Source organism: Nesterenkonia sp. PF2B19 (genome assembly GCF_001758425.2).
GTDB classification, from domain to species: Bacteria; Actinomycetota; Actinomycetes; order Actinomycetales; family Micrococcaceae; genus Nesterenkonia; species Nesterenkonia aethiopica.
The window spans coordinates 14,939-40,106 of the sequence record NZ_MDSS02000011.1 but is presented as its reverse complement, the minus strand read 5'-3'; the positions used below and the strand labels follow the sequence as shown (position 1 = coordinate 40,106).

General features: G+C 68.4%; 22 protein-coding genes and 1 pseudogene. 12 read left to right on the top strand and 11 right to left on the bottom strand.

Annotation, left to right across the window (positions count from 1 at the left end):
- Positions 1-9: 9 nt before the first annotated feature.
- Positions 10-624 carry an Atu4866 domain-containing protein gene (locus BCY76_RS05190; protein ID WP_070160916.1) on the bottom strand — a complete coding sequence of 205 codons (615 nt, stop codon included), beginning with the start codon at positions 622-624 and terminating at the stop codon, positions 10-12.
- Entirely contained in the window at positions 605-1,465 is an 861-nt protein-coding gene (locus BCY76_RS05185) for a helix-turn-helix transcriptional regulator (RefSeq protein ID WP_070160918.1), read from the bottom strand. Before BCY76_RS05185 ends, BCY76_RS05190 begins: the two co-directional genes overlap by 20 nt.
- A 155-nt stretch (positions 1,466-1,620) precedes the next feature.
- On the opposite strand from BCY76_RS05185, the gene BCY76_RS05180 reads away from it, so the two are divergent.
- The gene (locus BCY76_RS05180; protein ID WP_070160920.1) at positions 1,621-2,370 is read left to right on the top strand and encodes an SDR family oxidoreductase; all 750 of its coding nucleotides are present in this window, start codon (positions 1,621-1,623) and stop codon (positions 2,368-2,370) included.
- A 68-nt stretch (positions 2,371-2,438) separates the two neighbouring features.
- On the opposite strand, the gene BCY76_RS05175 is transcribed toward BCY76_RS05180, so the two are convergent.
- Positions 2,439-3,619 (bottom strand): IS3 family transposase gene (locus BCY76_RS05175; protein ID WP_442935347.1). Its coding sequence is split into 2 segments (ribosomal slippage): positions 2,439-3,356 and positions 3,359-3,619, totalling 1,179 coding nucleotides; the frame shifts between segments, so codons are not numbered across the junction.
- 152 nt (positions 3,620-3,771) lie between these two features.
- Here BCY76_RS05175 and BCY76_RS17985 point away from each other — a divergent pair.
- Positions 3,772-3,912, top strand: coding sequence for a hypothetical protein (locus tag BCY76_RS17985; protein ID WP_170922596.1), 141 nt, complete (start codon positions 3,772-3,774; stop codon positions 3,910-3,912).
- An 81-nt stretch (positions 3,913-3,993) separates the two neighbouring features.
- Here the strand turns inward: BCY76_RS17985 and BCY76_RS05170 are convergent, their stop codons facing one another.
- Together BCY76_RS05170 and BCY76_RS05165 are read right to left on the bottom strand one after the other, a co-directional pair.
- Entirely contained in the window at positions 3,994-4,209 is a 216-nt protein-coding gene (locus tag BCY76_RS05170; protein WP_070160926.1) for a helix-turn-helix transcriptional regulator, read from the bottom strand.
- Between the two features lie 461 nt (positions 4,210-4,670).
- Positions 4,671-5,060, bottom strand: coding sequence for a heavy metal-responsive transcriptional regulator (locus tag BCY76_RS05165; RefSeq protein ID WP_019157843.1), 390 nt, complete (start codon positions 5,058-5,060; stop codon positions 4,671-4,673).
- 107 nt (positions 5,061-5,167) lie between these two features.
- On the opposite strand from BCY76_RS05165, the gene merA reads away from it, so the two are divergent.
- Positions 5,168-6,592, top strand: coding sequence for a mercury(II) reductase (merA, locus tag BCY76_RS05160; protein ID WP_065361614.1), 1,425 nt, complete (start codon positions 5,168-5,170; stop codon positions 6,590-6,592).
- 1,277 nt (positions 6,593-7,869) lie between these two features.
- On the opposite strand, the gene BCY76_RS05155 is transcribed toward merA, so the two are convergent.
- From BCY76_RS05155 to BCY76_RS05145, 3 genes are read right to left on the bottom strand one after another with little or no spacing between them, the layout of a single operon-like run.
- Positions 7,870-9,390, bottom strand: coding sequence for a VanZ family protein (locus BCY76_RS05155; protein WP_201791080.1), 1,521 nt, complete (start codon positions 9,388-9,390; stop codon positions 7,870-7,872).
- A gap of 9 nt (positions 9,391-9,399) precedes the next feature.
- Positions 9,400-10,593, bottom strand: a complete 1,194-nt coding sequence (locus BCY76_RS05150) for a GDSL-type esterase/lipase family protein (RefSeq protein WP_085437281.1) — start codon at positions 10,591-10,593, stop codon at positions 9,400-9,402.
- A gap of 60 nt (positions 10,594-10,653) precedes the next feature.
- A complete protein-coding gene (locus tag BCY76_RS05145) occupies positions 10,654-11,175 on the bottom strand; it encodes a hypothetical protein (protein ID WP_201791079.1) in 522 nt (173 codons plus the stop codon).
- Positions 11,176-11,306: 131 nt separating this feature from the next.
- Between BCY76_RS05145 and BCY76_RS05140 the strand changes: the two genes are divergently transcribed.
- The 4 genes and pseudogenes from BCY76_RS05140 to thiD form a co-directional block, all read left to right on the top strand.
- Positions 11,307-12,581, top strand: coding sequence for a sensor histidine kinase (locus BCY76_RS05140; RefSeq protein WP_170922595.1), 1,275 nt, complete (start codon positions 11,307-11,309; stop codon positions 12,579-12,581).
- Entirely contained in the window at positions 12,578-13,297 is a 720-nt protein-coding gene (locus BCY76_RS05135; protein ID WP_070160932.1) for a response regulator transcription factor, read from the top strand. Before BCY76_RS05140 ends, BCY76_RS05135 begins: the two co-directional genes overlap by 4 nt.
- A 99-nt stretch (positions 13,298-13,396) precedes the next feature.
- Positions 13,397-14,638 carry a chromate efflux transporter gene (chrA, locus tag BCY76_RS05130; protein ID WP_085437279.1) on the top strand — a complete coding sequence of 414 codons (1,242 nt, stop codon included), beginning with the start codon at positions 13,397-13,399 and terminating at the stop codon, positions 14,636-14,638.
- Between the two features lie 149 nt (positions 14,639-14,787).
- Positions 14,788-15,600, top strand: a pseudogene (gene thiD, locus BCY76_RS18945) (bifunctional hydroxymethylpyrimidine kinase/phosphomethylpyrimidine kinase); the annotation flags it as partial.
- A 164-nt stretch (positions 15,601-15,764) separates the two neighbouring features.
- Here thiD and BCY76_RS05120 read toward each other — a convergent pair.
- Positions 15,765-16,559 (bottom strand): GTP pyrophosphokinase, encoded by a 795-nt coding sequence (locus BCY76_RS05120; protein WP_070160936.1) that lies wholly within the window; start codon positions 16,557-16,559, stop codon positions 15,765-15,767.
- A 534-nt stretch (positions 16,560-17,093) separates the two neighbouring features.
- The gene (locus BCY76_RS05115; RefSeq protein ID WP_085437277.1) at positions 17,094-18,089 is read right to left on the bottom strand and encodes a sugar-binding transcriptional regulator; all 996 of its coding nucleotides are present in this window, start codon (positions 18,087-18,089) and stop codon (positions 17,094-17,096) included.
- A gap of 161 nt (positions 18,090-18,250) precedes the next feature.
- Here BCY76_RS05115 and BCY76_RS05110 point away from each other — a divergent pair, with 161 nt between their 5' ends.
- The 3 genes from BCY76_RS05110 to glpK all read left to right on the top strand — a co-directional run bounded on the left by BCY76_RS05110 (position 18,251) and on the right by glpK (position 22,537).
- On the top strand, positions 18,251-19,975 hold the full coding sequence (locus BCY76_RS05110; protein ID WP_070160954.1) for a glycerol-3-phosphate dehydrogenase/oxidase: 1,725 nt from the start codon (positions 18,251-18,253) through the stop codon (positions 19,973-19,975).
- Between the two features lie 196 nt (positions 19,976-20,171).
- Positions 20,172-20,903 (top strand): MIP/aquaporin family protein, encoded by a 732-nt coding sequence (locus tag BCY76_RS05105; protein WP_070160942.1) that lies wholly within the window; start codon positions 20,172-20,174, stop codon positions 20,901-20,903.
- Positions 20,904-21,022: 119 nt separating this feature from the next.
- Positions 21,023-22,537, top strand: coding sequence for a glycerol kinase GlpK (glpK, locus tag BCY76_RS05100; protein WP_070160944.1), 1,515 nt, complete (start codon positions 21,023-21,025; stop codon positions 22,535-22,537).
- A 57-nt stretch (positions 22,538-22,594) separates the two neighbouring features.
- Here glpK and eda read toward each other — a convergent pair whose 3' ends face one another.
- The gene (eda, locus tag BCY76_RS05095; RefSeq protein ID WP_070160946.1) at positions 22,595-23,248 is read right to left on the bottom strand and encodes a bifunctional 4-hydroxy-2-oxoglutarate aldolase/2-dehydro-3-deoxy-phosphogluconate aldolase; all 654 of its coding nucleotides are present in this window, start codon (positions 23,246-23,248) and stop codon (positions 22,595-22,597) included.
- Between the two features lie 134 nt (positions 23,249-23,382).
- Between eda and BCY76_RS05090 the strand changes: the two genes are divergently transcribed.
- Positions 23,383-24,831: a gluconokinase gene (locus BCY76_RS05090; protein ID WP_085437275.1), complete on the top strand. Its 1,449-nt coding sequence runs from the start codon at positions 23,383-23,385 to the stop codon at positions 24,829-24,831.
- Positions 24,828-25,157, top strand: coding sequence for a hypothetical protein (locus BCY76_RS05085; RefSeq protein WP_085437273.1), 330 nt, complete (start codon positions 24,828-24,830; stop codon positions 25,155-25,157). Before BCY76_RS05090 ends, BCY76_RS05085 begins: the two co-directional genes overlap by 4 nt.
- Positions 25,158-25,168: the final 11 nt, after the last annotated feature.

The window sequence follows — 25,168 nt, the reverse complement described above, 5'->3', positions numbered from 1 at the left end:
TTCCCCGGCTCATTTCTGTAGCACGAATCCGGCGTGGTGCAGGGTGCCGTCGTGGTACTGGCCGAAGGCCCAGAATCCGGTGTCGTCGAGGTAGGTGATGCGGTCTTCGTCGAGCCAGAATCTGCCGGTATAGGCGTTGCGGCGGCCACTGCGCGTCTCGCTGTACCGCCCGTCAGCGGTGAGGTACTGGGTCATGTCCCGGCGTGGATCAGTCCACGCACCAAGGCGAGCATCCCCGGCCGAGAGACCATCGATGCCTGCTGGGCGAACCGGCTGCCCCTGCCGGACTACCAGTTCCCCGTGTACGACGACGGCAACGAGGTCCCTTGGACTGACCACCAGCATGTTCCGAATGGCAGAGGTATCTGCTGTTCCTCTGATGACGGCGAACGTGGCGGGGTGACCGGCCATGAGGTCGAAACTCTCAGCAGCCGGTGGTGAGGCAGTTTCAAAGACGGTATCCACCAGCAGCGGAACCACTGAACAGCCCGCGGCCTCGATCAGCATCGACTGATCGGCTGGCACCTCCTGACCGCCGATCACTGCTCCACTGGCCTGAAGGTCGCCGCGTCGTGTCTGGCCAGGGGAGGTGTGGATAGTGGCATCAGCGACGATCAGCGTCATGGTTCTCCTTGTCATACGGATCAAAGGGTTGCTCCTGCTGGTTCAAGGCGCTGTGGTAGGTCCCCAGCAGGGCGAGCGCCTCCGCAGAGGTGGTGCCGGGTTCAGCGTCGTAGATGATGATCTGCCAGCCTGCGGCCTCCGGAACCTCGAAGGCCTGGTACTCCAAGCTGAGTGCACCGACCTGCCGGTGCTGGAACCGCTTGACCGCATGTGTCTTCCCGCGAACCTGTTGTTCGTCCCAGAGGCGTCCGAATTCGGCAGAGGCCTCTGAGAGCTCACCGATGAACGGGCCCATCACCGAAGCGGGCGTGCAGGTGGTGTTGTGCCGGAGGGTGGCGACCACCGACTCGGCGGCCCGATCCCAGTCGGTGTAGAACGTTCTGGCCGCAGGATCGAGGAAAACCATCTGAGCCAGATTGTCCTGGTGGGTGAAATCAGCGAAGAGCGCTCGGGCCAGCACGTTAGGAGCCAGGACGTCCAGAGTTCCAGTGAGCACGAAGGCTGCCTGGTGCGACCACTGCTCCAACAGTCGGGTCAGCTCCGGGCGCACCGCCTGCGGTACAGCAGACTCCGGGGGCTGATACCCGGCTAAGCGGAACAGGTGATCTCGCTGGGCTCCAAAAAGATCCAGGCCGCGGCACAGGGCCTGCACAATCTGTGCTGAGGGGTTCTTCTCCCGACCCTGTTCCAAGCGGGTGTAGTAGTCAACGCTGACACCGGCCAACACCGCGACCTCTTCACGGCGCAGGCCCGGCACACGACGGGCACCGGCATAGGGCAGGGACAGGTTCTCCGGCTGGATTCGTGCCCGGAGACTGCGCAGATACTGCCCGATGCTCATGACCAACAACTCTAGGGCTGGGCCACCGCCCCTGCCTGGCCCTGTCGCACCCAGGCTCAGCAGAACCTGGCAGAGGACGCTAACACCGAGAAGCCTTGAGACCAAGGGCCAGGGAACCACCCCTGGCACCACAACGATATGCAAGGAGCACAGTCATGTCCCCGACGAACGCGGACGCCAAGCCTGAGGTGAAGGTTGTTCTGATCACCGGAGCATCTAGCGGGATTGGAGCAGCTACCGCCCGAGAACTGGCCGGTGAAGGCCACACGGTAGTTCTCGGTGCCCGACGGCGAGACCGCCTGGAGGAACTCGTCTCCCAGATCAAGACCAGCGGAGCAACAGCTGCCGCCGTCTCGCTCGATGTCACCGACCCACACAGCGTCCAAGCAGCAGTCGACCACGTGGTCGAGGCATTCGGCAGGCTCGATGTGCTGATCAACAACGCAGGGATCATGCCGCTGTCCCCACTGGAGGAGTCCCACGTGGACGAATGGGACAGCATGATCGATGTCAACATCCGCGGAGTACTGCACGGCATCGCCGCAGCACAACCGGTGATGCGCGACCAGAAGAGCGGACACATCATCACCGTGGCCTCCACCGGTGCACACGAAGTGCTCCCCACAGCTGCTGTCTACTGCGCGACCAAATACGCCGCCTGGGCCATCAGTGAAGGACTGCGCATCGAATCCGCACCATGGCTGCAGGTCACCACCATCACCCCAGGGGTCACCGAGTCAGAACTCGCAGACTCCATCACCGACCCAGAGGCTCGTGAAGCCATGCGGCACTACCGGGCCAATGCCCTCCCGGCTTCCGAGATCGCCCGAAGCATCAGCTACGCGATTAATGTTGAGGGCGACGTCAACGAGATCATCATCCGCCCCACCACCCAGAGGCCCTGAACCAGCCGCCTTGAACTGGTGTCAGAAAACACCCCCGGGTCTGCTGACGATTTGGTTGACCTCGGGATTCACGCCGCCAGAGCGACGGTCGTTTTGTAAACGGTCTCGTATTCAACCGGGGTCAGCTTACCCAGGCGGCGCTGTCGACGACGCCGGTGATAGGTCCTCTCGATCCAGTAGATGATCTCCCTGCGGAGCTCGTCCCGGGAGGGCCAGCGGCGCCTGTTGAGCACGTTCTTCTGCAGCGTGGAGAAGAAGCTCTCCATCGCGGCATTATCGCCTGCAGCGCCGACCCGGCCCATCGAACCGAGCAAGCCATGAGCCTTGATTGCCCGCTGATATCGCCGAGATCTCAATTGAGACCCTCGGTCGCTATGTACAACACAGCCGACCACGTGTGCGGCCCCACGGCGAGCGACCGCGTCGTTCAAAGCAGCCACTGCCAGGTGTGACTTCATCCTGGGTCCGATCGAGTAGCCCACGATCCTGTTCGAGAACACGTCTTTGACTGCGCAGGCATAGAGTTTTCCTTCCGCAGTCTGATGCTCCGTGATATCGGTGAGCCATAGCTGATTCGGCGCAGTCGCAGTGAAGTCGCGTTCCACCTGGTCATCACAGACCGCAGGCCCTGGTTTCTTGTTCATTCTCCTGGCTCTGCAGATGGTGGCGGAGAAGATCCGCTGTTGGGAACACAGCCGCCAGACCCTGCGCTCTGAGACACGATGTCCGGCCGCGCAGAGCTCATCAGCGATGAACCTGTGCCCGAATTCTGGGTCGTCGGCGTGGATGTCATAGGCGGCGTTGAGCAGCGTGGCCTCCTGCCAGTCACGCTCCGAGACGGGGTTGGCCACCCACTGATAGAACGCCTGCTTGGAGAAGCCCAACACCCGGCAGGTCACCGCCACCGGAACACCGGCGGCGGCAAGGTCACAGACCAGCGGGAACATCATTGTGGGCGGGTCTGCCCGACCTTCAAATTCGCCTGCGACAAGTACGCCGTGGCTCGACGCAGGATCTCGTTTTCTTGTTCGAGTTCACGGATGCGTTTGAGCATCTTCGACTGGTCCGCTCGGCCAGCAGCATCTTCAGCAGGCTCGACACCGTGGTGATGTGCTCGATCCTTGCTCACCCACATTTGCAGGGCTGACTTCGAGATGCCCAGGTCTTGGCTGACCTGCTTCTGCCTCATCCCGGAATCGAGCAGCTCCAACGCGGAGGCCTTGAACTCCTCGGAGTAGATCTTCGGCATGGGACTATCCCCTCTGCTTTCTTAGCAGTCAGGAAGTCAATCGAACCGTCAGCAGACCCTACTTCCGCACTACGGACGAGTACCGGGAATGGCTGATCAGTCTCGGGATCCCGCAGCGCTCGGAAGAGGCGGTCACCCCCGATGCCTCGTGGGTGGCAGAGGTCTTCGGTGAGGACGACATCGACGATGGGGGAGAGGATCTCGGACCCGCTCCGGAGGCTCCGAAGCATCGGCCCGGTCCGGCCGGATCGAAGGCCGCAGAGCAGTGGGACGCGCTGGCCCTGGACGGCTGAGCCGACACCGGAATCTCCGCAGATACAGGTAGGCCCCGTGGACTGGTCATTGTCCACGGGGCCTACCTGTATCTGCGGAGGTCAGACCAGCATCGGCTCTCGTTGGGAGCGCACCCACTCCTCGACGTCTTCGGGGAGGTAGCGCACCGTCGATGTGCCGTACTTCACCGGTGCAGGTCCTCGGCCAGCGGAGTTCCAGTTGCGCAGTGTGCCCTCGGCGACACCCAGATGCTCGGCAACTTCGCGTCGGGTCATCAGCCGGGGTAGATCTTCCTTGGTGAGCTTCTTCTGCTTCATGCACTGAAAGTGTCCGGCGGTGACGGACGATGACTCCCCGGTTTTGCCCCAAGGTGCCTGCGGCGCGTGATGTCCGGTGACGGTTGTAGGTTCTCACTGAACTTGTCAGGGCCGCGCTGTGCTGACCTGGGGCATGACAACTCGGTGAGACGACTCCTGTCCCAGTAACCTGTCACAATCCTCAACGGCATCGCAGCACAGCGAAGAGGCTACGGGAGTCCAGCCCGCGGTGAAGGTGTGTCACTTGGGGATCCCCATACGACTACCGGGGTTGGCGACCCTCACCCCTGTCGACCCACCCGGATCGATACGTGCTGTGAGTCCCTCGGGCGCAGTTCCGATGCCCACTGCGCCGCTGACACTTTCGTGTCGGTAGGTCGAGGCGGAACGTTCCAGCTGTGCGGCTGGGGCTCGGTCGACCACCACCCCTCGATGGCGTGTCCGTGCGGCGTCGGGCTTGGCTACAGGTACCGGCAGACCTGGTCGGAGCTGCACGTGTCGGGCTCAACGTGCTCGGCCTGGTCGCGTAGCCCGGCGAGGGTGTCGCGCAGGTCGTGGAGCTGTCTGAGTTTCAGGTCAATGTCGGTCAGGCGTGCGTCGAGCAGGTCGCGTACGTGATCGCAGGGAGCTTGGCCGTGGTCGCGGATGTCGAGGACCTGCCGGATCTGGGCGAGGGAGAGTCCGGCGGCTTGGCCGCGGTGGATGAAGTCGATCCGGGTGAGGCTCTCGGTCGTGTAGTCGCGGTAGCCGCCGGGCGTGCGCTCGGCCGGGGGCAAGAGCCCCTGGTCTTCATAGAACCGCAGAGTCTTCGTGGTCGTGCCGGCCGCTTCAGCGAGCTCCCCGATCCGCATCCTCACCCCTCGTGTGTCACAGGTCTCACCCTTGACCTTCCCCTGTACTGGAAGCTTTAGTATCGCCGCATCAGGAGGATTTCTCAACAGTCCGGGGAGGGTTCGGGATGCAGTCGAAGATTGATCTGGCCGTGATCGGGTCGGGTGGCGCGGCGTTCGCCGCAGCGATCCGCGCCACCACGCTGGGCAAGTCGGTGGTGATGGTCGAGCGCGGCACGTTCGGCGGCACCTGCGTGAACACCGGGTGCGTGCCGTCCAAGGCGCTGATAGCGGCCGCCGAGGCCCGCCACGTGGCCGCGGACGCGGGCTCCCGGTTCCCGGGGATCGCCGCCACCGCGGGCGCGGTCGACATGCCCGGGCTGGTGGGTGGCAAGCAGGACCTGGTCGAGGCGATGCGGGGTGAGAAGTACTTCGACGTGGCCGAAGCCTACGGCTGGCCGGTCCGCCAGGGCCAGGCGGCCTTCGCCGGCACCCCGGATGCGCCTGTGCTGGAGGTCACCGCCGCTGAAGGCACCGTGGAAACCATCGAGTCCGCCCATTACCTGATCGCTACCGGCACCCGTCCCTGGGTCCCGCTCATCCAGGGGCTGGACGGCGTCGAGTACCTGACCTCGACGTCGGCGATGGAACTGTCCGAGCGCCCCGACTCGCTGCTGGTGCTCGGCGGTGGCTACGTGGCGCTGGAGCTGGCCCAGATGTTCGCCCGGCTCGGCTCGAAGGTGACCCTGCTGGTGCGTTCTCGGCTGGCGTCGAAGGAGGAGCCGGAGGTTTCCAGATCATTGCAGGAAGTCTTCGCCGACGAGGGCATCCGGGTGGTCCGCCGCGCTGTTCCCTCCCGCGTTGCCCGCGATACCGTCACCGGGCAGGTCGTCGTCATGGCCGAGGTCTCGGGCGGCGAGCAGGAGTTCCGTGCCGACGAGATCCTCGTCGCGCTCGGACGCCGCCCGGTCACCGAGGGGCTCAACCTCGAGGCCGTGGGGGTGAAGACCGGCGAGGCCGGACAGATCGTGGTCACCGACCAGTTGCAGACCGCCAACCCCCGCGTCTGGGCGGGCGGGGATGTCACCGGGCACCCCGAGTTCGTCTATGTCGCGGCCCGGCACGGCACGATCGTCGCCGAGAACGCCTTCACCGACGCCAACACTTCGGTCGACTACACACGGATGCCTCGGGTGACGTTCACCGGTCCCGCCATCGGCGCGGTCGGGATGACCGAGAAGGAGGTCATCGCGGCCGGGATCCGCTGCGACTGCCGCGTCCTGCCACTGGAGTACGTGCCCCGTGCGCTGGTGAACCGGGACATGCGTGGGTTCATCAAGATGGTCGCCAACGCCGACACCGGCGAGATCCTCGGTCTCACCGCTGTCGCCAAGGACGCCGGCGAGCTCGCCGCCGCCGGCGTCCACATCCTCGGCAAGACCATCGCAGAAGTCGCCGACGCGTGGGCCCCATACCTGACCATGGCCGAAGGCATCCGCATCGTCGCCAAGGCCTTCACCACCGACGTCTCGAAGCTGTCCTGCTGCGCCTGACCGCGCACTCACCCCAATAGAACTGGACGCACTCAATGAGACGATCCTCACCACCGACCTGACAGACCACCGACCTGGCAGACCGGCTCGTCCGGTCCGAGGAGACCGCCCTGCTGGTCCCGTTGCTGCGGCTGCGCGCCGCCGGTGACCCGATCACCATCGATCACCTCGCGACGGTCCCTCGACGGCACACTTCCGAGGGTCCCGCATGGGGAACCCCAACCGGGAACACCCACCTCTGACCAGGCGTAACGCCAACTGGCCAGAGAGGGTGTCCCGTATAGGTGGTCCGCACCCTGTCCCGCTGACGGGGGGCTAACCGGGACACCGTGCGTGCGAGCTTTTAGGTCTCGATAGATCGGCGGAGACTCTGCTGGGGAATCGCGGCCATGGGGATGATTCGACGTGACCCACTGACAGATAGATGACACCACTGACAAACCACTGACAGATAGGTGACACTACTGACAACTTAGCTGGAACCTACAACGGTTCCTGACGGTCTAACGTGGACCGATGGCCCTCATGCGAAGCGGACGGATCACCCTCTGTCGAGGAAGCGGCAAGGAGGTGGCCCGATTGACCGCCAAAAGTGGTCGCTTCGCCAGCGACCGTTTTACGACCACTTTTGAACGTGACGGCGCGTGATCCTGGGTTACGGTCAATGACGGTCTAACGTGGCTGGATGACCGGAAGCTCGCGGCAAAGGGCCGTCATGGCGGGCAACGGCGCGGGTCCGTCATACTCCTCTCCGAGGAGTACGACGGCGACGGTCGGCTTGCCGCGGCGATCCTGGTCGCTGGCACGCTCGCCTCCATCGTGACCATCCCGCTGGTGGCCGGGTTCCTGACAGTGTGACCACGACCCGCCGGGCATGTGAGACAGCTCACAGATAGGATGTCCCCACGGAGGTGGGGCGCATGCAGGAGCTTCTGGGCGATGTGTGGCCGATCCTCGGAGCAGTGGTGCTCATCGGGATCCTGGCCTGGGCGTGGTGGACGAAGAAGCAGGAGCGGGACAGGATCCGCAGCGCGGCGGAGGCGCGAGGATGGTCGTATCGTCCCTCCGATCGATCCCTGACGCGCCGCTTCGAGGGCAGGCCGTTCCGGTACGGACGACGCGGCAGGACGCCGTTGTCCGGTCAGGCCCGCGTGGATTACCGGACCACCGCGGTGCACGTGCTGGAGGGCGAGCATCGGGGCCGGCCTCTGCTGGCCTTCGAGTATCGGTACCGCACCGAGAGGCCGTCGGGGACTGCTCGGCGCACGTCCTCGGGATCACGCCGACGGGAGCGCGTCCAGGTCACCGAGAAGCACCAGATCGTGGTGCTGGGGCTGCACCAGCCGATGCCGCCGTTCTTCCTCGAACGTCGCGGCCTGTTCGGCAAGGCCGCCCAGGCGGTCGGGGTCGGCCCGGAGGCCATCGGGGACCCGGAGTTCGACGAGAGGTTCGTCGTCGGCGGCGTCCCGGCCGACCAGGCTCAGGAGATCCTGACCCGGGATGTGCGCACGTGGCTCCTCCAGGAGGAGCGGGCCGACCGGTGCCCGGTCCGCGTCGAGGGCGACGGCCTGCTGACCCACTCCCGGGCCGAACTGACCGTCGGACGCGTGGCGAAGGCGGCCGACTTCCTGGCGGAGCTGCTGGACCGCATCGAGACTGCCGAGCGCAGGCCCTGAGCCGACCCACGGCGGGTCGCGGGTGATCGCCCCGCTCACCGTCGGAGGTCCGACGACGGCGCGCGCCGCGCCACGCTTCGCGGCGGCATCGGTGACGCGCTGTCGCGAGAGGACTCCGGGAAGGCCTCGTCCGCGATCGGTGGTGAGGGTGGCAATGACGCTCAGCAGGACGAACGCCCAGGCCGCGGCGGTCCCGGGGCCGGGTGCGAGCATCAGCACGCCGAAGCCCACGACGCCGGTCACGGCCCGCAGCGTCCTGGTCACCGGTGTGGGGAAGACGGAGCCGGTGTAGCGCAGCTGCACGGCGACGTCTCCCACCGACCTGCCGGTGCCCAGGATGAGCAGCAGCCAGACGGCGCAGGCGGACAGCATGCCAAGCGTCGTCGGGGTCTCGCCGAGGGCCGCCTCGCGGTCGTCCAGGACGTACAGGAGGCCAGCCCGCAGAGCAATCGTCACGGCGGCCGCGAAGAGGAGGAGACCGAGGCCGTCGCAGAGCATCGCCAGCAGGCGCCGGCCCCGTGTGACCTCGCGGGGCATCACGGCCTCCACGTGGGTCCGGATGCCGCGGCGTTCGCGGGGGATGAGCACCGCGATGACGGATCCGCAGACGGCGCCCAGAGTGTTCATCAGCAGATCATCGACGTCGAAGACCCGGTAGGCACATGGGTAGAGGCCCCAGACGCCGGTCAGCTGAGTGGTCTCGATGACTGCGGACACACACAGACCCACCACTGCCGCCGTGGGGATCCCCCGGTTCCCCAGGAGCCGGATGAAGAAGCCCAGCGGCACGAACAGCAGCACGTTCAGCGCCAGCTGAAGCACGGCGGGGTCGGTGAGCGTGGCGCGCGGCGGGCCCAGCGCGCCTCGGACGTCATCGACGAAGCGCAGCGGATCCAGATTGGTCCCTGCGCAGGTGATCGTCTCGGGCGAGGGTAGGGGCAGCAACGTATAGGACCAGATGGCCCAGAAATAGACCAGTGCGGCGAACCAGACGAACAGACGCGTCGCGCTCAGCCGCCCCCGCACCCGATAGCTGACTACGACGAACGGCACGAACAGCGCGACCGCGGCGGCGAAGCCGACGCCGATGGCCAGCGCCCCGAGGATGACCTGCTGCTCCATGGGGGAAGCCTATCGCCGGCATGCGGGCCACGAGCTCCGCAGGATCCGCGCGAACCGTTCGCCGATGAGCGCGTGTGTGGCAGTGTCCGGGTGGAGAGCGTCCGGCAGGGGAAGCCGTTCCGCGTCTCGGGGCCCATAGAGGGACAGCCCGTCGACCAGATGCAGATGGGGATCGTCCTGGGCGCGTTCGCCCACGATCCGGGCCAGCTCCGCACGGACGACCGTCAACGTCAGGCGACCCTGCTCGACCTCGGCAGGGTCTCCGGCGGCGTGGAAGACGCGGCGCACGACGCCGTCATGCCCCGCGTGATCAGTGGCGACCACGGGCCCGGGAGTGTGCTCCTGGATGCCGCACCACAACGGGGTCACCACATGCAGCGGGGTGGTCGGATGGCCGTCACGGATCGTGTCCAGGAAGCCATGGACCGCAGGGGAGAAGCTGCGCAGCCGGAACACATCGCCGTTGACCACGTTGATGCCCAGCTTCAGTGTGATCACATCCGCCGGCAGGTCCCGGATGGTCCGCGCGGTGAACTGGTCGAGCATCGCGTTGCCGGCCAGCCCCAGGTTCACCAGGTCGAGGCCTGCGGCCTGCGCCGCCACCGCCGGCCAAGCCCGTGACGGTCCCTCGGCGTCGGATCCGTGACTGATGGAGCTGCCGTGGTGCACCCACCGCGGACCGTCGGACGGGGCCGGCGCCACTGGAGCATCCGCATGGATGTCCACCAGCTCCGCCGGCTCCTCATACGGCAGCCAGATCTCCACCAGCTTGTCGCCCGCGGGGAGCAGTCCGTCCGGGGCCGATCCGGAGACGTCCACCTGCCACAGCCCGGGATCCTCTGCCGTCCGGACTGGCTCCGACCCACGCTGCTCGAGCGGCTGAGCGACAGGACAGCTCAGCAGGGAGCCGTCGACCAGTACGTCATGCAGCGGAGCCGGGCGAGTGGGATCATCCCGGGCCCCCATGTCGGTGGGCAGCACGGTGACCATCAGCCGCCGGGCCGCCGTGCGCAGCCGCAGCCGCACTCCTGCCGGCGCGGCGGCCACAGCCGCTGTGCCCGGGTCATGGATCTGCCGCCGGGCCGGCGCCGGAAGCCGGTGCGGGACCACTCCGCGGAGACCCGGGGCGAGCTCCACCGCGCCGTGGACGTGAAGGGCTTCGATCGGACACGTCAGCGCAGAATCACAGGACACGTCGGTCATGGATCGACAGTCTACTGAGCCCTGCGGCGTGGACGGGTCCGGCTCCGCCCGACGGACGGATCAGCGGGAGCGGCCTCGCACCGGCTCACGGTCAGAGCGCGTCAGCAGCGACCGCAGGCAGCCGGCGGCCAGTCCGGTCACCGCGCCGACTGCCACACCGGTGAACAGGCTGGACACCGTGGCGGCCCCGCGGGTGATGAGGACATGCGCCGCCGGCGGCAGATCCTCGAAGTTCCCGCCCAGCCGCACATCGGCACCCGCCACGTTGAGGTCCCAGAGGACCAGGTGCAGGACGGCGAGCAGCACGCCGTACACCGCGCCCACCGCGAGCAGAGCCAGGAACGGACGGCGCAGACGCATCACGACGGCGACCACCACCCACACCAGCGGCGGAACCACGGCCAGAACAGCATTGAGGACCGAGCCCGGCGCGATCAGGTGCAGGTCATGCAGCACCACACGGGGCACGGCCAGGAGGGCCAGGGCGACGGCGCCGTACCAGGGCAGCGACGGGCCGGTGCGCCCAGCCAGCCCGTCGGGCGGAGGGCGATGCGGCGATGCGGGGTTCTGCGAGGTGTCCATGGGAACCAGCATCGCCTCGGGGAGAGGGCGGCCAAATCCGTCTCCAGGCGAGGGACCCGGTCGCCTCCAGGCGACACCCCAGACCTCCTGGGGCGATCACCTCTGGCCCAGGCCCGGCCTACACTGGGCCCATGGCACAGGCGGACCCCGAGGACGAGCGACGGGGCGTCGGCATGACCAGGCCGCAGGGCCTGGACATCGCGATGGCGCTCGCGGTCACCGCCACCCTGTCGATCATGATCTCAGCGGACCAGGCGGGGGACCGTGCCCCGGACGTTCTCGCCTACCTCTGGGCCGCCGGGCTCGGTGCGCTGATGCTCGCGCGCCGCAGCCACCCGTTGCTGGTGCTCTGGCTCACCGTGCTCGGCCTGTTCGCCTACTACAGCATCGGCTATCCGGTGGTGGGACTCAGCGTGCCCACCGCTGCGGCCCTGTTCTCCGCCGCCGAGCAGCGTGGTCCCCGCTGGCCGGCGCTCGCCGCCGTCGTGCTGCTGCTGGTCAGCTACACGGCGCGGCTCCTGCAGGGCCAGGATCCGGTCCAGATCCTCGGCTACGAGGCGGCGGGACATGTGGCGCTGATGGCCGCAGCGATCGCTCTGGGCGATGCCCTGAGGACACGCCGCCGTCTCCAGCGCCGCACCGACAAGCTGGTGGAGACCAGCGTGCGCCTGGAACGCAGCCGAGCCGCCCGTCAGCGCAGTGACGACCGCACGGCGCTGGCTCGGGAGCTGCATGATTCGCTCGGACATCAGATCTCCGTGATCACCCTGCATGCCGATCTGGCCCGAGAGGCCGCCGAAGACGATCCCGGCGCCGCACAGGAGGCCATGGACGTCGTGGCTCGCACCGGCCGCACCATGCTCGATGAGCTGCGCAGCACGGTCCGCCAGCTCCGGAAGGAGGCCGATGGGGACGATGCGGAGGACCCTGACCACGCCGCTGACGCCGTGAGCACCCCGTCCAGAGTGCCGCCTACGCTCCACGGCCTTCGGCGATCCGTCATCCCGGCGCTCCCGCTGCGCATCAGCTGTCACATCGAGGTCCCGGTGGCGCTGCCGCCGGCCCGGGAGGCGGCGGCCCATCGGATCGCCCAGGAGGCCCTGACCAACATCGTCCGGCATTCCCGGGCCGAGGAGGCTCGGCTGTGGATCGGGCTGACGGACGGCGGCCTGGGGGTCGAAGTCGAGGATCCCGGGCCGCGGCGGGAACCTGCCGCCGCGCACCACGGAAGCCGCCCGGCGGCCGGTCATGGGCTGCAAGGCATGCGGGAGCGCGCGGAGGCCTGCGGCGGATCGCTCGAAGCGAGGCCACAGGCCGACGGCTTCTTGGTGCGGGCCCTGCTGCCGCTGCCTTCGGACCCCGAGGAGCGTCGCCGCCCGCCTGCTGCCCCAGGGAGGACACCGTGACCATCCATGTCGTGCTCGCCGATGATCAGGACCTCGTCCGGGCGGGGATCCGGGCGCTGCTGGCCCGCGGAGCGCAGGAGGGCGGCGCCTCCGGGACTCTGGGCGACGAGCCCCTGGAGGTCGTAGGGGAGGCCGTCGACGGCGACGACGCGCTGCGCGTGGTCCGCCGGACCCGCCCTGATGTGGTCCTGATGGACCTGCGCATGCCCGGCACCGACGGAGTCGCCGCCACGCGAGCGATCCGCGCCGACCCGCAGCTGGACGGTGTGCGCGTGCTCATCCTGACCACCTTCGACGACGACGCCGACGTCCTCGACGCCGTCCGCGCCGGAGCGGCCGGATACCTGCTCAAGGACACGCCCGCCGAGCAGCTGAGGGGCGCGGTGAGGACCGCTGCCGAGGGCGGGAACCTGCTCTCTCCGCAGATCGCACGCCGACTCATGGAGCACGTGGCAGCGCTGCCGAGCCCTGCGAGCGGCCCCGACGACGGCGCCGGACTCGATCTCAGCGAGCTGACCGACCGCGAGCATGAGGTGCTGCGCGCGGTGGCGCAGGGCCTGACCAATGCCGAGATCGGTGCCACCCTGCATCTGAGCCCGGCCACGGCGCGCACCTACGTGAGTCGGATCCTGCACAAGCTCCATGCCCGAGACCGCACCGAGCTGGCCATCCTCGCCCATCGGGCGGGACTGGGGCCTCCCGAGCCCCGGGGCTGAACCTGATCCCGTGCCTGATCCCCGTGCCCGAGCCCGTGCCTGATCCCTTACCTGCTGCGTTTCCCCGCCGTTCACCTGCTCACGTCAGTCTGGAGTCCTGTGACCCCTTCTTCACCGTCCCACGGCCCCGCCCGCGCTCATGACGGCAGTGTCCTCGAGGTCTTCCTCGTCTTCCTCCGTCTCGGGCTGACGTCCTTCGGCGGCCCGGTGGCTCACCTCGCCTACTTCCGCGAGGCCTTCGTGGAACGCCGTCGATGGCTCAGCGAGAAGGCGTATGCGGACCTCGTCGCCCTGTGCCAGTTCCTGCCCGGCCCGGCCTCCAGCCAGGTGGGCATGGCGCTGGGGCTCCAGCGGGCCGGCTGGGGCGGCATGGCCGCGGCCTGGTTCGCCTTCACGATGCCGTCGGTCGTCCTGCTGGTCGTCGTCGCCTACGGGGTCTCCGCCGTCGGTGACCTCTCCGACGCCGGGTGGATCCATGGGCTGAAGGCCGCGGCTGTGGCGGTCGTGGCCCACGCGGTGCTGGGGATGGCCCGGACGCTGACCCCGGACGCGGCCCGCGCCACCATCGCGGCGCTGGCGATGATCACCGTGGTGCTGGTCCCGCACCCGTTCATCCAGGTCGCTGCGATCGCCGCGTCAGGAGTGATCGGTCTGGTGTGGCTGCGGCCCGAGACCCCGCAGGCGCGGGAGGAGGATGCCTTCACCGTGGCCGTCTCCCGCCGTGTCGCCGCCGCCGCGCTGGTGCTCTTCGGGATCCTGCTGGTGGGCCTGCCGCTGCTGGTGGCCGCGGCCGGGTCAGCGGCCTGGCACGCAGCGGCCCAGCTGGTGGACCTGTTCTACCGGGCCGGCGCCCTCGTGTTCGGCGGTGGACACGTGGTCCTGCCGCTGCTGGAAGCCGAGACGGTCGGTTCGGGCCTCGTGGACCCTGAGGTCTTCCTCGCCGGCTACGGCGCGGCCCAGGCGGTGCCGGGGCCCCTGTTCACCTTCGCCGGATACCTGGGGGCCTCCACCACCTCCGGTCCCAGCGGCGTGGTGGGGGCGCTGATCGCGGTGGCGGCCATCTTCCTTCCCGCGGCACTGCTGGTGGTGGGCGCCCTGCCCTTCTGGGAAGCGCTGCGCGGCGCCCCGCTGGCCCGACGCGCACTGACCGGTGTCAACGCCGGGGTGGTCGGAATCCTCGCGGCCGCCCTGTATGACCCGGTCTTCACCGCCGGAGTCCTCGACGTCGGTCCGGGGGCCCTCGGGCTGGTCGTCGGGGCATTCATCGCGCTGAACAGCTGGAGGGTGCCGGCGTGGGCGGTCGTCCTCGTCGCCGGCGTGCTGGGGTGGCTTGTGCTGTGACGGGCCCACGCGCCGTCGAGAGGCGATCAGCCGGGAACGTGGGTGTGAGGGCGCCCACCGCGCTGGACTAGACTCGATCATCGGCACGGGGTGCCGCGTCCCCGCAGGGGACCTGGCTGAGACCACACCCGTTGAACCTGCACCTGATCATGCTCGCGAAGGGATGCCCGATGACCTCACCCGCCTCTGCACCGCGCCGCTCCCCGTCAGGCGTCCGGGAGATCCCCAACGTGCTGTCCATCGCCGGGACGGACCCCACCGGCGGGGCCGGCATCCAGGCGGACCTGAAGAGCTTCGCCGCCCACGGAGCCTACGGCATGGCGGTGGTCACCGCACTGGTGGCGCAGAACACCGAAGGTGTCCGTGACATCCACCTGCCGCCGGTGACGTTCCTTCGTGCGCAGCTGGACGCTGTCAGTGACGATGTCGCTCTCGATGCGGTCAAGGTCGGCATGCTCGGCACCGTGGAGGTCATCGAGACCGTCGCCCAGTGGTGGGACGGCCTGCCGGACCGGCCGTGGCTGGTGGTGGACCCGGTGATGGTCGCCACCTCGGGGGATCGGCTCCTCCAGGCGGATGCCGAGCAGGCGCTCATCGAGTTCCTGCACCGTGCGGACCTCATCACCCCGAACATCCCCGAGCTGGCTCTGCTGGCCGGGCAGGAGCCGGCCGCCGATGCAGCGACGCTGGTCCGGCAGGCGCGGAGCGTCGCCGACGCCCACGGCGTGGTGGTCCTGGCCAAGGGTGGACACTTCGACGACGACGAGGTCGAGGACATCCTGGTGCATCCGGCCGACGACGACGGCGCTCGCCCGGACGAGGGCCGGCACGTCTCCGAACGGGTGCGCACCACCAGCACCCACGGCACCGGCTGCTCGGTGTCCTCCGCACTGGCGGCGCTGCGGGCGCGAGGTCTCAGCTGGGATGAGGCCGTGCCCCAGGTCAAGCTGTGGATGACTGAGGCGCTGCGCGACACGCAGCGCCTCAACGTCGGGCACGGGCACGGGCCCATCCAGCACTTCGCCCAGCTGTGGGGGACGCAGGCTGATCCGGACGCCGGACCGGCTCGCAGACGACGGACCCCCTGGGTGCCTGGACGCCGGCCGGTTGCCGCTCTGTGCGCGGCTCAGTTCTGCTGCGAGGAGGCCTGCTGTGCGATGTCCTCCCACTTCCACGCGGCGCTGGAGGCCTGTTCTCCGGGGAACTCGCTCTCGGGCACGTCCTCGTCGGGGAACCACGGTCCGGTGCGAGGGCGGTCGGCGGCGGCCGGCGTCGGACCGGTCGCGCCCTGCCCGGAGCTCGGCGCCTGTTCCTTCAGGGCGGTGACGCGATCCCGGATGTCCGCCATCTGGCGGTCCAGCGCGGCGGCCTTCTCGGCAGCGTCGCGCAGCTGGTCGTGGATGTCGTCAGGGACCTCACCGGAGTAGGTGTAGTAGATCTTGTGCTCCAGGGAGGCCCAGAAGTCCATCGCCACCGTGCGGATCTGCACCTCCACGTAGACGAACTCGGTCCGGTTGGAGAGGAACACCGGAACCTGCACGATCACGTGCAGGCTCTGATACCCGTTCGGCTTGGGGCTGCGGATGTAGTCCTTGACCTCCACCACGCGCAGGTCCGGCTGGCTGCACAGCATCTCGGCGACCCAATAGGCGTCGGAGACGAAGGAGGTGGTGATCCGGATCCCGGCGATGTCGCGGATGGAGCCGCGGATGCCCTCCAGGGTGGGCTCGCAGCCGTAGCGCTGGACCTTGTCCAGGATCCGGTCCAGTGACTTCAGCCGGAAGTTGACGTGCTCGATGGGGGAATAGTCCCGGGTGTGCTCGAACTCCTCGCGCAGCACGTTGATCTTGGTCAGCACCTCGTCCATGCCGAACTTGTAGTGCAGCTGGAACTCGGTGAGCTGGCGGCGGATGTCGACCATGCGCGGCACTGCCCCGGTGGTGCCGTTCTTGCCGGCGTTGGTGTGCAGCTGCCGCAGCAGCTGCTGGTAGGTGTCGTCGTCGGCGACGGCGTCGGTGCGGGCGATCGCGGCGCCACGGGTGCGGCCTGCCTGGCGCGGCGGCTGGTCCTCCGCGTCGTCGGCGCGCGTCGGGCCGGCCGGGCGAGAGCGGCCGGGGGAGGGAGAGTGCTGCTCACGGGGGAAGGGCTGGGCCCATCGGCAGACAGGAGACGGCTGTCGGCCTCAGTGGACTGGCCAGTGGACATGGTCACTCCTTCGTATTCCGTCCCGGCGCGTCGATACGAGCCGGGGTGTCGAGTCGGTGCAGCTCGACCCCTTCGATTGTCGACCCTAGGAGCGGAACCTGTGAAGTTCCTCGACGCATGTGGCCGAATCGAGACCTGGGAGCTGTTCTCCGCGGACCGCGCGTGGTGCTGCTCATGCCGATGCTCACCTCGCTGCTCACCTCGCTGCTCAGGCCGATGCTCAGGCCGCCGGCCTACGTCGCGGGACGCCTCAGCCCTCTGCCACCGCCTGGTCCCGGTGCTGGCCGTACGCCAGGCGGTCCGCGGAGATCTGGTCCAGCACCAGATCGGTGACCAGACCCGCGGCCAGGGCCCCGCGCAGCGCGGGCACCTTGTGGGGACCGTTGACCACGCACACGCGCCGCGGCACCTCCACGAGCTCCGTGGGCACCGGTCCGGAGCCCCTGCTGTTCAGTGCGATGTCCTCCCAGCTGCCGTCGGCCCGGAGGAACACGGTGCACACGTCACCCACCACCTGCTCGGCGCTGAGCGCGTTCAGGTCGTCTCGGCTGAGGTATCCGCCGGAGTAGACCTGGGAGGCCTGGCCCTCCGCGAAGGTCCCGACCCCGAAGACCGCGAGGGAGGCGCGGCGGTGCATGTCCAGGATGCGGCGGGTCGAGCGTTCCCGCCACAGCGCCTTCTTCGTCTCCTCGTAGTCGAAGAACGCCGGCACGGCGAACACGTGGGCCCGGGCGCCGTAGGCCGCGGCGAACCGCTCCACCACGCCGATTCCGGTCCCGAGCGGAGCACCGATGCCTTCCGGCTCCGAGTTCACCGCGCCGTTGAGCTGCACCACATGCAGGTCAGGGACCTCGCGCCGGTTCAGCCGCGCCACCACCGAGGTCATCGTCTGGCCCCAGGCCACGCCCACCACAGCTCCCGGGGTGACGAGCCGGTCGATGAGCCCGGCGGCCAGCACCGAGACGCTGTCGCTGCGGCGTGCGGGGTCGTCCCCGCGTTCGGAGACGGCCACATGGGCGCGCACCCCGTAGAGCTCACCGATCCGGTGCTCCAGGGCGCTGGTGCGGTCCACCGGGGGATGCAGCGAGATCCTGACGATGCCCTGACGACGCGCCTGCTGCAGGAGCCGGGACACGGTGGAGCGGGAGACGCCGAGCTCCGCCGCGACGGACTGCATGGTCCGATGCTCGCCGTAGTACATCCGTGCAGCGTGGTACTCCGCCTTCTCGCGGTATGAGGCCTTCATGGTGTGCAGTATGCCCCAATGGTGCACGTTTGTGCAGAATGCTTGAGAAGATGCGCTGGACCCGATGAGATGGACCACACATCACCGTCCATGTGACAAGGAGATCGCCGGTGAGAGCAGAGCCGCTCAGCACAGAGACCCGCCGCGAGGCCCTCGAGGCGATGGCGGGGACCAGTCCCGAGGACCCCTTGGACGTCCTCGTCGTCGGCGGTGGAGTCGTCGGCGCCGCCGCAGCCTTCGACGCCGCCACGCGCGGACTCCGCGTCGGCCTGGTGGAGTCGCAGGACCTCGCCCAGGGCACCTCGTCCCGCTCCTCGAAGCTCGTCCATGGCGGGCTGCGCTATCTGCAGATGCTCGACTTCAAGCTGGTCTCTGAGGCTCTCCGGGAGCGCGACCTGCTGCTGAAGCACACCGCGCCGCATCTGGTGCGGGCCCTGCCGTTCGTCTTCCCGTTCGAGAAGCGCGTGCTGGACCGAGCGTTCATCGGCTCCGGGGTCTCCCTCTATGACGCGATGTCCATGCGTCCCGGGGAGAAGCGCCCGGTGCCGTTCCATCGGCATCTCTCCCGCGCGCGGCTGCGGCAGCGCTTCCCGGGCCTGGACCATGACAAGTTCATCGGCGCCCTGGAGTACTACGACGCCCAGGTCGACGACGCGCGACTGGTCATGACGCTGGCTCGCAGCGCCCACAGTCTCGGCGCCCTGGTGGCGAGCCGTACGGAGGTCACCGAGTACCTGCGTGCGGGTGCGGCCGACACCGCAGACGCCGAGGCCGCCGCCGCCGAGGATGCTCCCGTCCAGGGAGTGGCCGTGCGAGACCGCGAGACCGGTGAGCGCCTCGAGATCCATGCGCGGGAGACGGTGCTGGCCGCCGGCGTCTGGACGGGTCGGCAGCAGGAGGCCGCCGAGGTCCCGTCGGGACTGAAGGTGCTGGCCTCCAAGGGCATCCACATCACTGTGCCGAAGGACCGGATCTCCGCGGACGACCATGTCGGCGTCATCACCCAGACCGAGAAGTCCGTCCTGTTCATCATCCCCATGGGGCGCTACTGGTCCATCGGCACCACCGACACCGCGTGGCATGAGGACATCGACACCCCTGCGCCCACCGCGGAGGACATCGACTACGTGCTCGAGCACGCCAATGCGGTGCTGGAGTCCGACCTCAGCCATGACGACGTCATCGGCACGTGGGCCGGCCTGCGTCCGCTGCTGCAGCCGGTGGAGACCGACGAGTCGAAGAGCTCCAAGGTCTCCCGCGAGCACACCGTCATGCGTCTGGCCCCCGGGCTCTCCGCCGTGGCGGGAGGCAAGCTGACGACCTACCGGGTCATGGCGGAGGACGTCATCACCTTCGCCCTCGGGGACCGGCAGGTCCACCGCGAGAGTCTGACCCATGCCATGCCGCTGCTCGGCGGGCAGGGATACAGCGAGTGGGAGGCCCGGGCGCCGGAGATCGGTCAGACCCACGGCTGGTCGGACGAGACAGTGGACCGGCTGCTCAACCGATACGGCTCGCTGCTTCCGGAGCTGCTGGCCCTGGTCGAAGAAGACCCTGCTCTCGGCGAGGAGGCGCCCGGCACCGGGGGGCACCTCCGGGTGGAGTTCCTCTATGCCGCCCGTGCCGAGGGCGCCCTCCACCTGGAGGACCTCCTCGAGCGGCGCACCCGGGTCTTCCACGAGGTCCCGGACCGCGGGCTGGGCGCCATGGACGCCGTGATCGAGATCGTCGCACCGGCCCTGGGCTGGGACGAGGCCGCTGTCGCGCGTGAGAAGCAGGCCTTCACACGGGTGGTCGAGGCGCACCTGGCCGCTGAACGCACCACCAGCGACGCCGAGGCGGCCGCGCTGGTGGCGGAGGCCACGCCGGACTACCTCGCTCGGTGACCCTGATCTGACGTCGCCGCCTGGCAGGAGTCGGCGGCGACGTCCGGGTGTCTCGCCCGTCCCTGATCGGACGGGCAGAGGTCCACCCTGAATGAACTGTGAGATGCAGCACAGCCAAACGGCGAAATGTTCGTCCGCTCACAGGTATCATCATCCGCACCTCGTTCAATGATGAATGGCAATAGGAGAGGGACCAATGGAAACGATCTTCCTGTTTGAGATCATGGGCACCGCGATGCTCATCCTCATGGGTGCCGGCGTGGTCGCCAACGCGATCCTGGCCGGGACCAAGGGGCTGGGCGGCGGCTGGCTGCTCATCAACTTCGGCTGGGGCCTCGGCGTCTTCGCCGGTGTCTATGTGGCCTACGGGTCCGGAGCCCACATCAATCCGGCGGTGACCGTCGGCCTGATGACCTCCGGGGCTGAGGAGTTCGCCCCGGGCATCGCGGCCACCGTGCCGCATATGTTCGCCTACTTCGCGGCCCAGCTGATCGGTGCCTTCATCGGCGCGGTCCTGGCCTGGCTGGCCTACAAGAAGCACTTCGACGCCGAGACCGACGCAGGCAAGATCCTCGGCGTCTTCTCGACCGGACCGGAGAAGCGGGCCTACGGCTGGAACGTGGTCACCGAGGCCATCGGGACCTATGTGCTGGTCCTGCTGGTGCTGATGTTCGGCGAGACCCCCTCGGAGCTCGGCCCGCTGGCCGTGGCGCTGGTCGTCGTCGGCATCGGTGCCTCGATCGGTGGTCCCACCGGCTATGCGATCAACCCCGCCCGTGACCTCGGTCCCCGCATCGCCCACGCGCTGCTGCCCATCGGCAACAAGGGGTCGAGCGACTGGGCCTACTCCTGGGTGCCCATCGTCGGCCCGATCCTGGGCGCGATCCTCGCCGGAACCACCGTCCAGGTCCTGCCGCTGCTCAGCTGAGCTCCGCACGAGGGGGCTGACGCGCCGCCCAGTCTCCAGGCAGACTGAAGACATCACGACCAGCAGTCCGACCAGCAGCCGCACAGCGCGGCACATTCCCCTGGGAAGGAACCAGACCCATGAACGACTACGTCCTCTCGATCGACCAAGGCACCACCTCCACGCGAGCCGTCGTCTTCGACCACGGCGGACAGATCGTCGGCAGCGGGCAGAAGGAGCACGAGCAGATCCTGCCCCGCGCCGGCTGGGTCGAGCACGACCCGCAGGAGATCTGGCGCAACACCCGCGAGGTCGTCGGCCTGGCTCTGGCCGACGCCAACATCAACCGGCACAGCCTCGCCGCCGTCGGCATCACGAATCAGCGGGAGACCACCGCCGTCTGGGACCGCCACACCGGCGAGCCGGTCCACAATGCCATCGTCTGGCAGGACACCCGCACCCAGGCGATCTGCGACGAGCTCGCAGGCGACGCCGGTCCAGAGCGCTACAAGGAGCGAGTGGGCCTTCCGCTGGCCACCTACTTCGCCGGCCCCAAGATCCGCTGGATCCTCGACAATGTCGAGGGGGCTCGGGAGCGTGCCGAGGCCGGCGACCTGATGTTCGGCACCATGGACTCCTGGCTGGTGTGGAACATGACCGGCGGCCCCAACGGCGGAGTGCACATCACTGACGTCACCAACGCCTCGCGCACGATGCTGATGAACATCGACACCTTGGACTGGAACGAGGAGATCTGCGCGGACATGGAGGTCCCGACCTCCATGCTTCCGGAGATCCGCTCCTCCTCCGAGGTCTACGGCCATGGCCACAAGCAGGGTCTGCTCATCGACACCCCGATCTCCGGGATCCTGGGTGACCAGCAGGCTGCCACTTTCGGTCAGGCATGCTTCGAGCCGGGCATGGGCAAGAACACCTACGGCACCGGAAACTTCATGCTGATGAACACCGGGGAGGAGGTCGTCCGCTCCGAGAACGGCCTGCTGACCACGGTGGCGTACAAGATCGGAGAGCAGAACACCATCTATGCCCTCGAGGGCGCCGTGGCCGTGACCGGATCCCTGGTCCAGTGGCTGCGCGACAACCTGGGCATCATCCGCAGCGCTCCGGAGTCGGAGGAGAAGGCCAAGAAGGTCGAGGACAACGGCGGGGCCTATATCGTCCCGGCCTTCTCCGGGCTGTTCGCCCCCTACTGGAAGTCGGATGCCCGCGGAGTGATCGTGGGTCTGACGCGGTACGTCAACCAGAACCACCTGTGCCGGGCCGCCCTGGAGTCGGTCGCCTACCAGAGCGCGGAGGTGGTGGAGTCCATGGACGAGGACGCCGGTCGCCCGCTCACCGAGCTGAAGGTCGACGGCGGCATGGTCGTCAACGAGACGCTGATGCAGTTCCAGGCGGACATCCTCGGCGTCGACGTGGTGCGCCCGCAGGTCATCGAGACCACGGCGCTCGGCGCCGCCTATGCGGCGGGGCTCGCGGTGGGCTTCTGGAAGGGCACCGAGGAGGTCACCGCGAACTGGGCGGAGGACAAGCGCTGGAGCCCGACCATGGACGCCGCCGAGCGCGAGCGGTCCCTGAGGCTGTGGAAGAAGGCCGTCGAGCGGTCCTTCGACTGGGTGGATGAGGACACGGCCTGAGGCGCACCCGGGCGCGGCCTGACCATCACGACGGCGGGGCTGATCTCTTCGAGGAGGTCAGCCCCGCCGTCGTGTGTCCCGACGTACGTGCGCGACGTGCTCCACGCTGTGCCGGATCGTCCCGGTCAGAGCTGCCTCGTCCTGGCGGGTCAGCAGGTCGCTCGGAACCATCCAGGAGCCGCCGACGGCGAGAACGGACGGCAGTCCCAGGTAGTCAGGGAGGCTCCGGGTCGTCACCCCTCCGGTGGGCATGAATCGCACCTGCGGGAACGGGGCGCTGAGTGCGCTGATGGCCTCGGGGCCGCCGGAGGTGGCGGCGGGGAAGAACTTGACCGTGGTCAGGCCCATCTCGAGGGCAGACTGCACCTCCGTGGCGGTGACGGCTCCGGGGATGACGGGCAGTCCGTGGGCGGCGGCGCGGTCCACCACGGCACGGGACAGTCCCGGGGAGACGATGAACTGCGCTCCGACCGTCGCGGCCCGGTCCACCTGCTCCGCAGTGACGATCGTGCCGGCCCCGACCAGCAGATCAGGCGTTCGGGTGAGCGCGGCCACCGAGGACTCAGCGGCCGCCGAGCGAAAGGTCACCTCGGCGACGGGAAGCCCGCCGGCGATCAGCGCGCGGCCCAGAGATGGCGCGTGGTCGGCGTCGTGGAGCGTGACCACGGGGACCACGCCGTGGTGGGCGATGGTGGCGAGCGCGTCGGTCATCGTCGACCTTTCCATCGGGCGTCAGAGTGGCCCGGTTCACTTTTCGAGTGAAATGATCATATCATTGGCGGCAGGCGGTGCCGCCTCGGGCGGCTCGCCTCCACCTTCAGCGTCGACCCAGGAGGCGAGACGGGATGCTCATCCTTGCCCTCGAAGCGAGCACGACCTCGGCGAAGACCATGCTCTTCGACACCGAGACCCAGGAGGTGACGGTCCGGACTCGCCGATTCGTCATCGGGGGAGAGGATGCGGCCGTCCGGGAGGCGGAAGGGATCTTCGTCCAGCTGGTCCAGCTCGGTGCCGAAGCGGCCGCCGGGCGCTCGGTGGACATGGTGGCGCTGTCCGGAACCTGGCACGGCCTGACCGTCCGCGAGCCGGACCTGAGCCCCATCACCGGCGTGCAGGAATGGCCCTACACGGGAGCCCAGGATCTCTGTGCCGACCTCCGTGCGGACCAGGAGTTCACGCGATGGTTCTATGAGCGGACCGGCTGCATGGTCAATGCGATCTACCCGGCCTTCAAGCTCATGCTCCTGGCCCGCCAGGGCATGGACCTGACCGGCGGTGTGGTCATGGACCAGAACAGCTACACCTTCGCCCGACTGACCGGTCGCCGCTGGACCTCCTACTCCCAGGCCTCCGGCACGGGACTGCTGAGCACCTCCTCCGATGACTGGGACCACGAGGTGATCCGTCGACTCGGCCTCGACGGCATCGAACTTCCGGAGCTCCATGACGGTGTCGACACCGCGCCGCTGACCGCTCAGGCGGCGAGCATGCTCGGTGTGGCGGCCGGGACCCCGGTGGTCGTGCCTGCCCCGGACGGGGGCCTCAACCAGGTGGGGGAGGATGCCACCGAGCCTGGGCGGATGACCTTCTCCATGGGGACCTCGGGAGCCCTGCGGTTCGCCGTCGGCGGCCCCTCGCTGTCACCGCGGATGAGCACCTGGGCCTATCGCTCGCCCACCGGCTGGCTCTCCGGCGCAGCCGCCTCCGGATGCACCAACTGCGTGGACTGGGCCAAAGGCCAGCTCTTCGGCGGCGCGATGACCTTCGACCAGCTGGAGCCGATGCTCAGCGCCCGGGAGAGGGATCTGCCGCTGTTCATGCCGTTCCTGTTCGGTGAACGCTGCCCCGGTTGGCAGGACCAACGGCGCGGGGGCTTCCTCGAGCTGCATCCCCGGCACAGTCGCGCAGACATGTATCAGTCCGTCCTGCATGGCGTGACGTTCTCTCTGCTCCACTGCTACCGGGAGCTGACGGCGCTCAACGGCGAGCCGGAGCGGATCATCCTCTCCGGCGGCGTGCTCTCCTCGCCGTTCTGGACCCAGCTGACCGCCGATGTCTTCGGCGTGGAGATGGAGATCTCGGCGCTGCAGCACAGCTCCACGGTGGGCGCGGTGAAGATGGGACTGCGCGCGGCCGGCGTGGAGAGCGCGCAGCCTGCACTCACAGAGGCCCGCAGGAGCACGATCACCCCTGATATGGCCCGGACGCGTCGATACGCCGCTGAGTTCGCCAGGTACCTGGAGGGCTACGCCCGCACCAGCCCGGCTGAAGACGCCTCGGGAGGTGCCGCATGAAGGTCCTGGTCACCCCGACGTCCTTGAGCCGCACGCCGGAGGACCCGGCGCTGCGCCGGATCCGAGAGGCAGGGGCCGACGTCGTGCTCAACCCCCACGGGCGGCCGCTGAGCGAAGCTGAGCTCATCGCCCTGATCGCCGATGTCGATGGGGTCGTGGCCGGGCTGGACGACTACACAGCTCGTGTCATCGCAGCGGCCCCCCGTCTGACGGTGATCTCCCGCTACGGCGTGGGCACCGACCGGGTGGACCTGGAGGCGGCGCGGGCGGCCGGCGTCGTCGTGACGATGCCCCGGGGGCCAACTCCCAGTCGGTGGCCGAGCTGACGGTCGGCCTG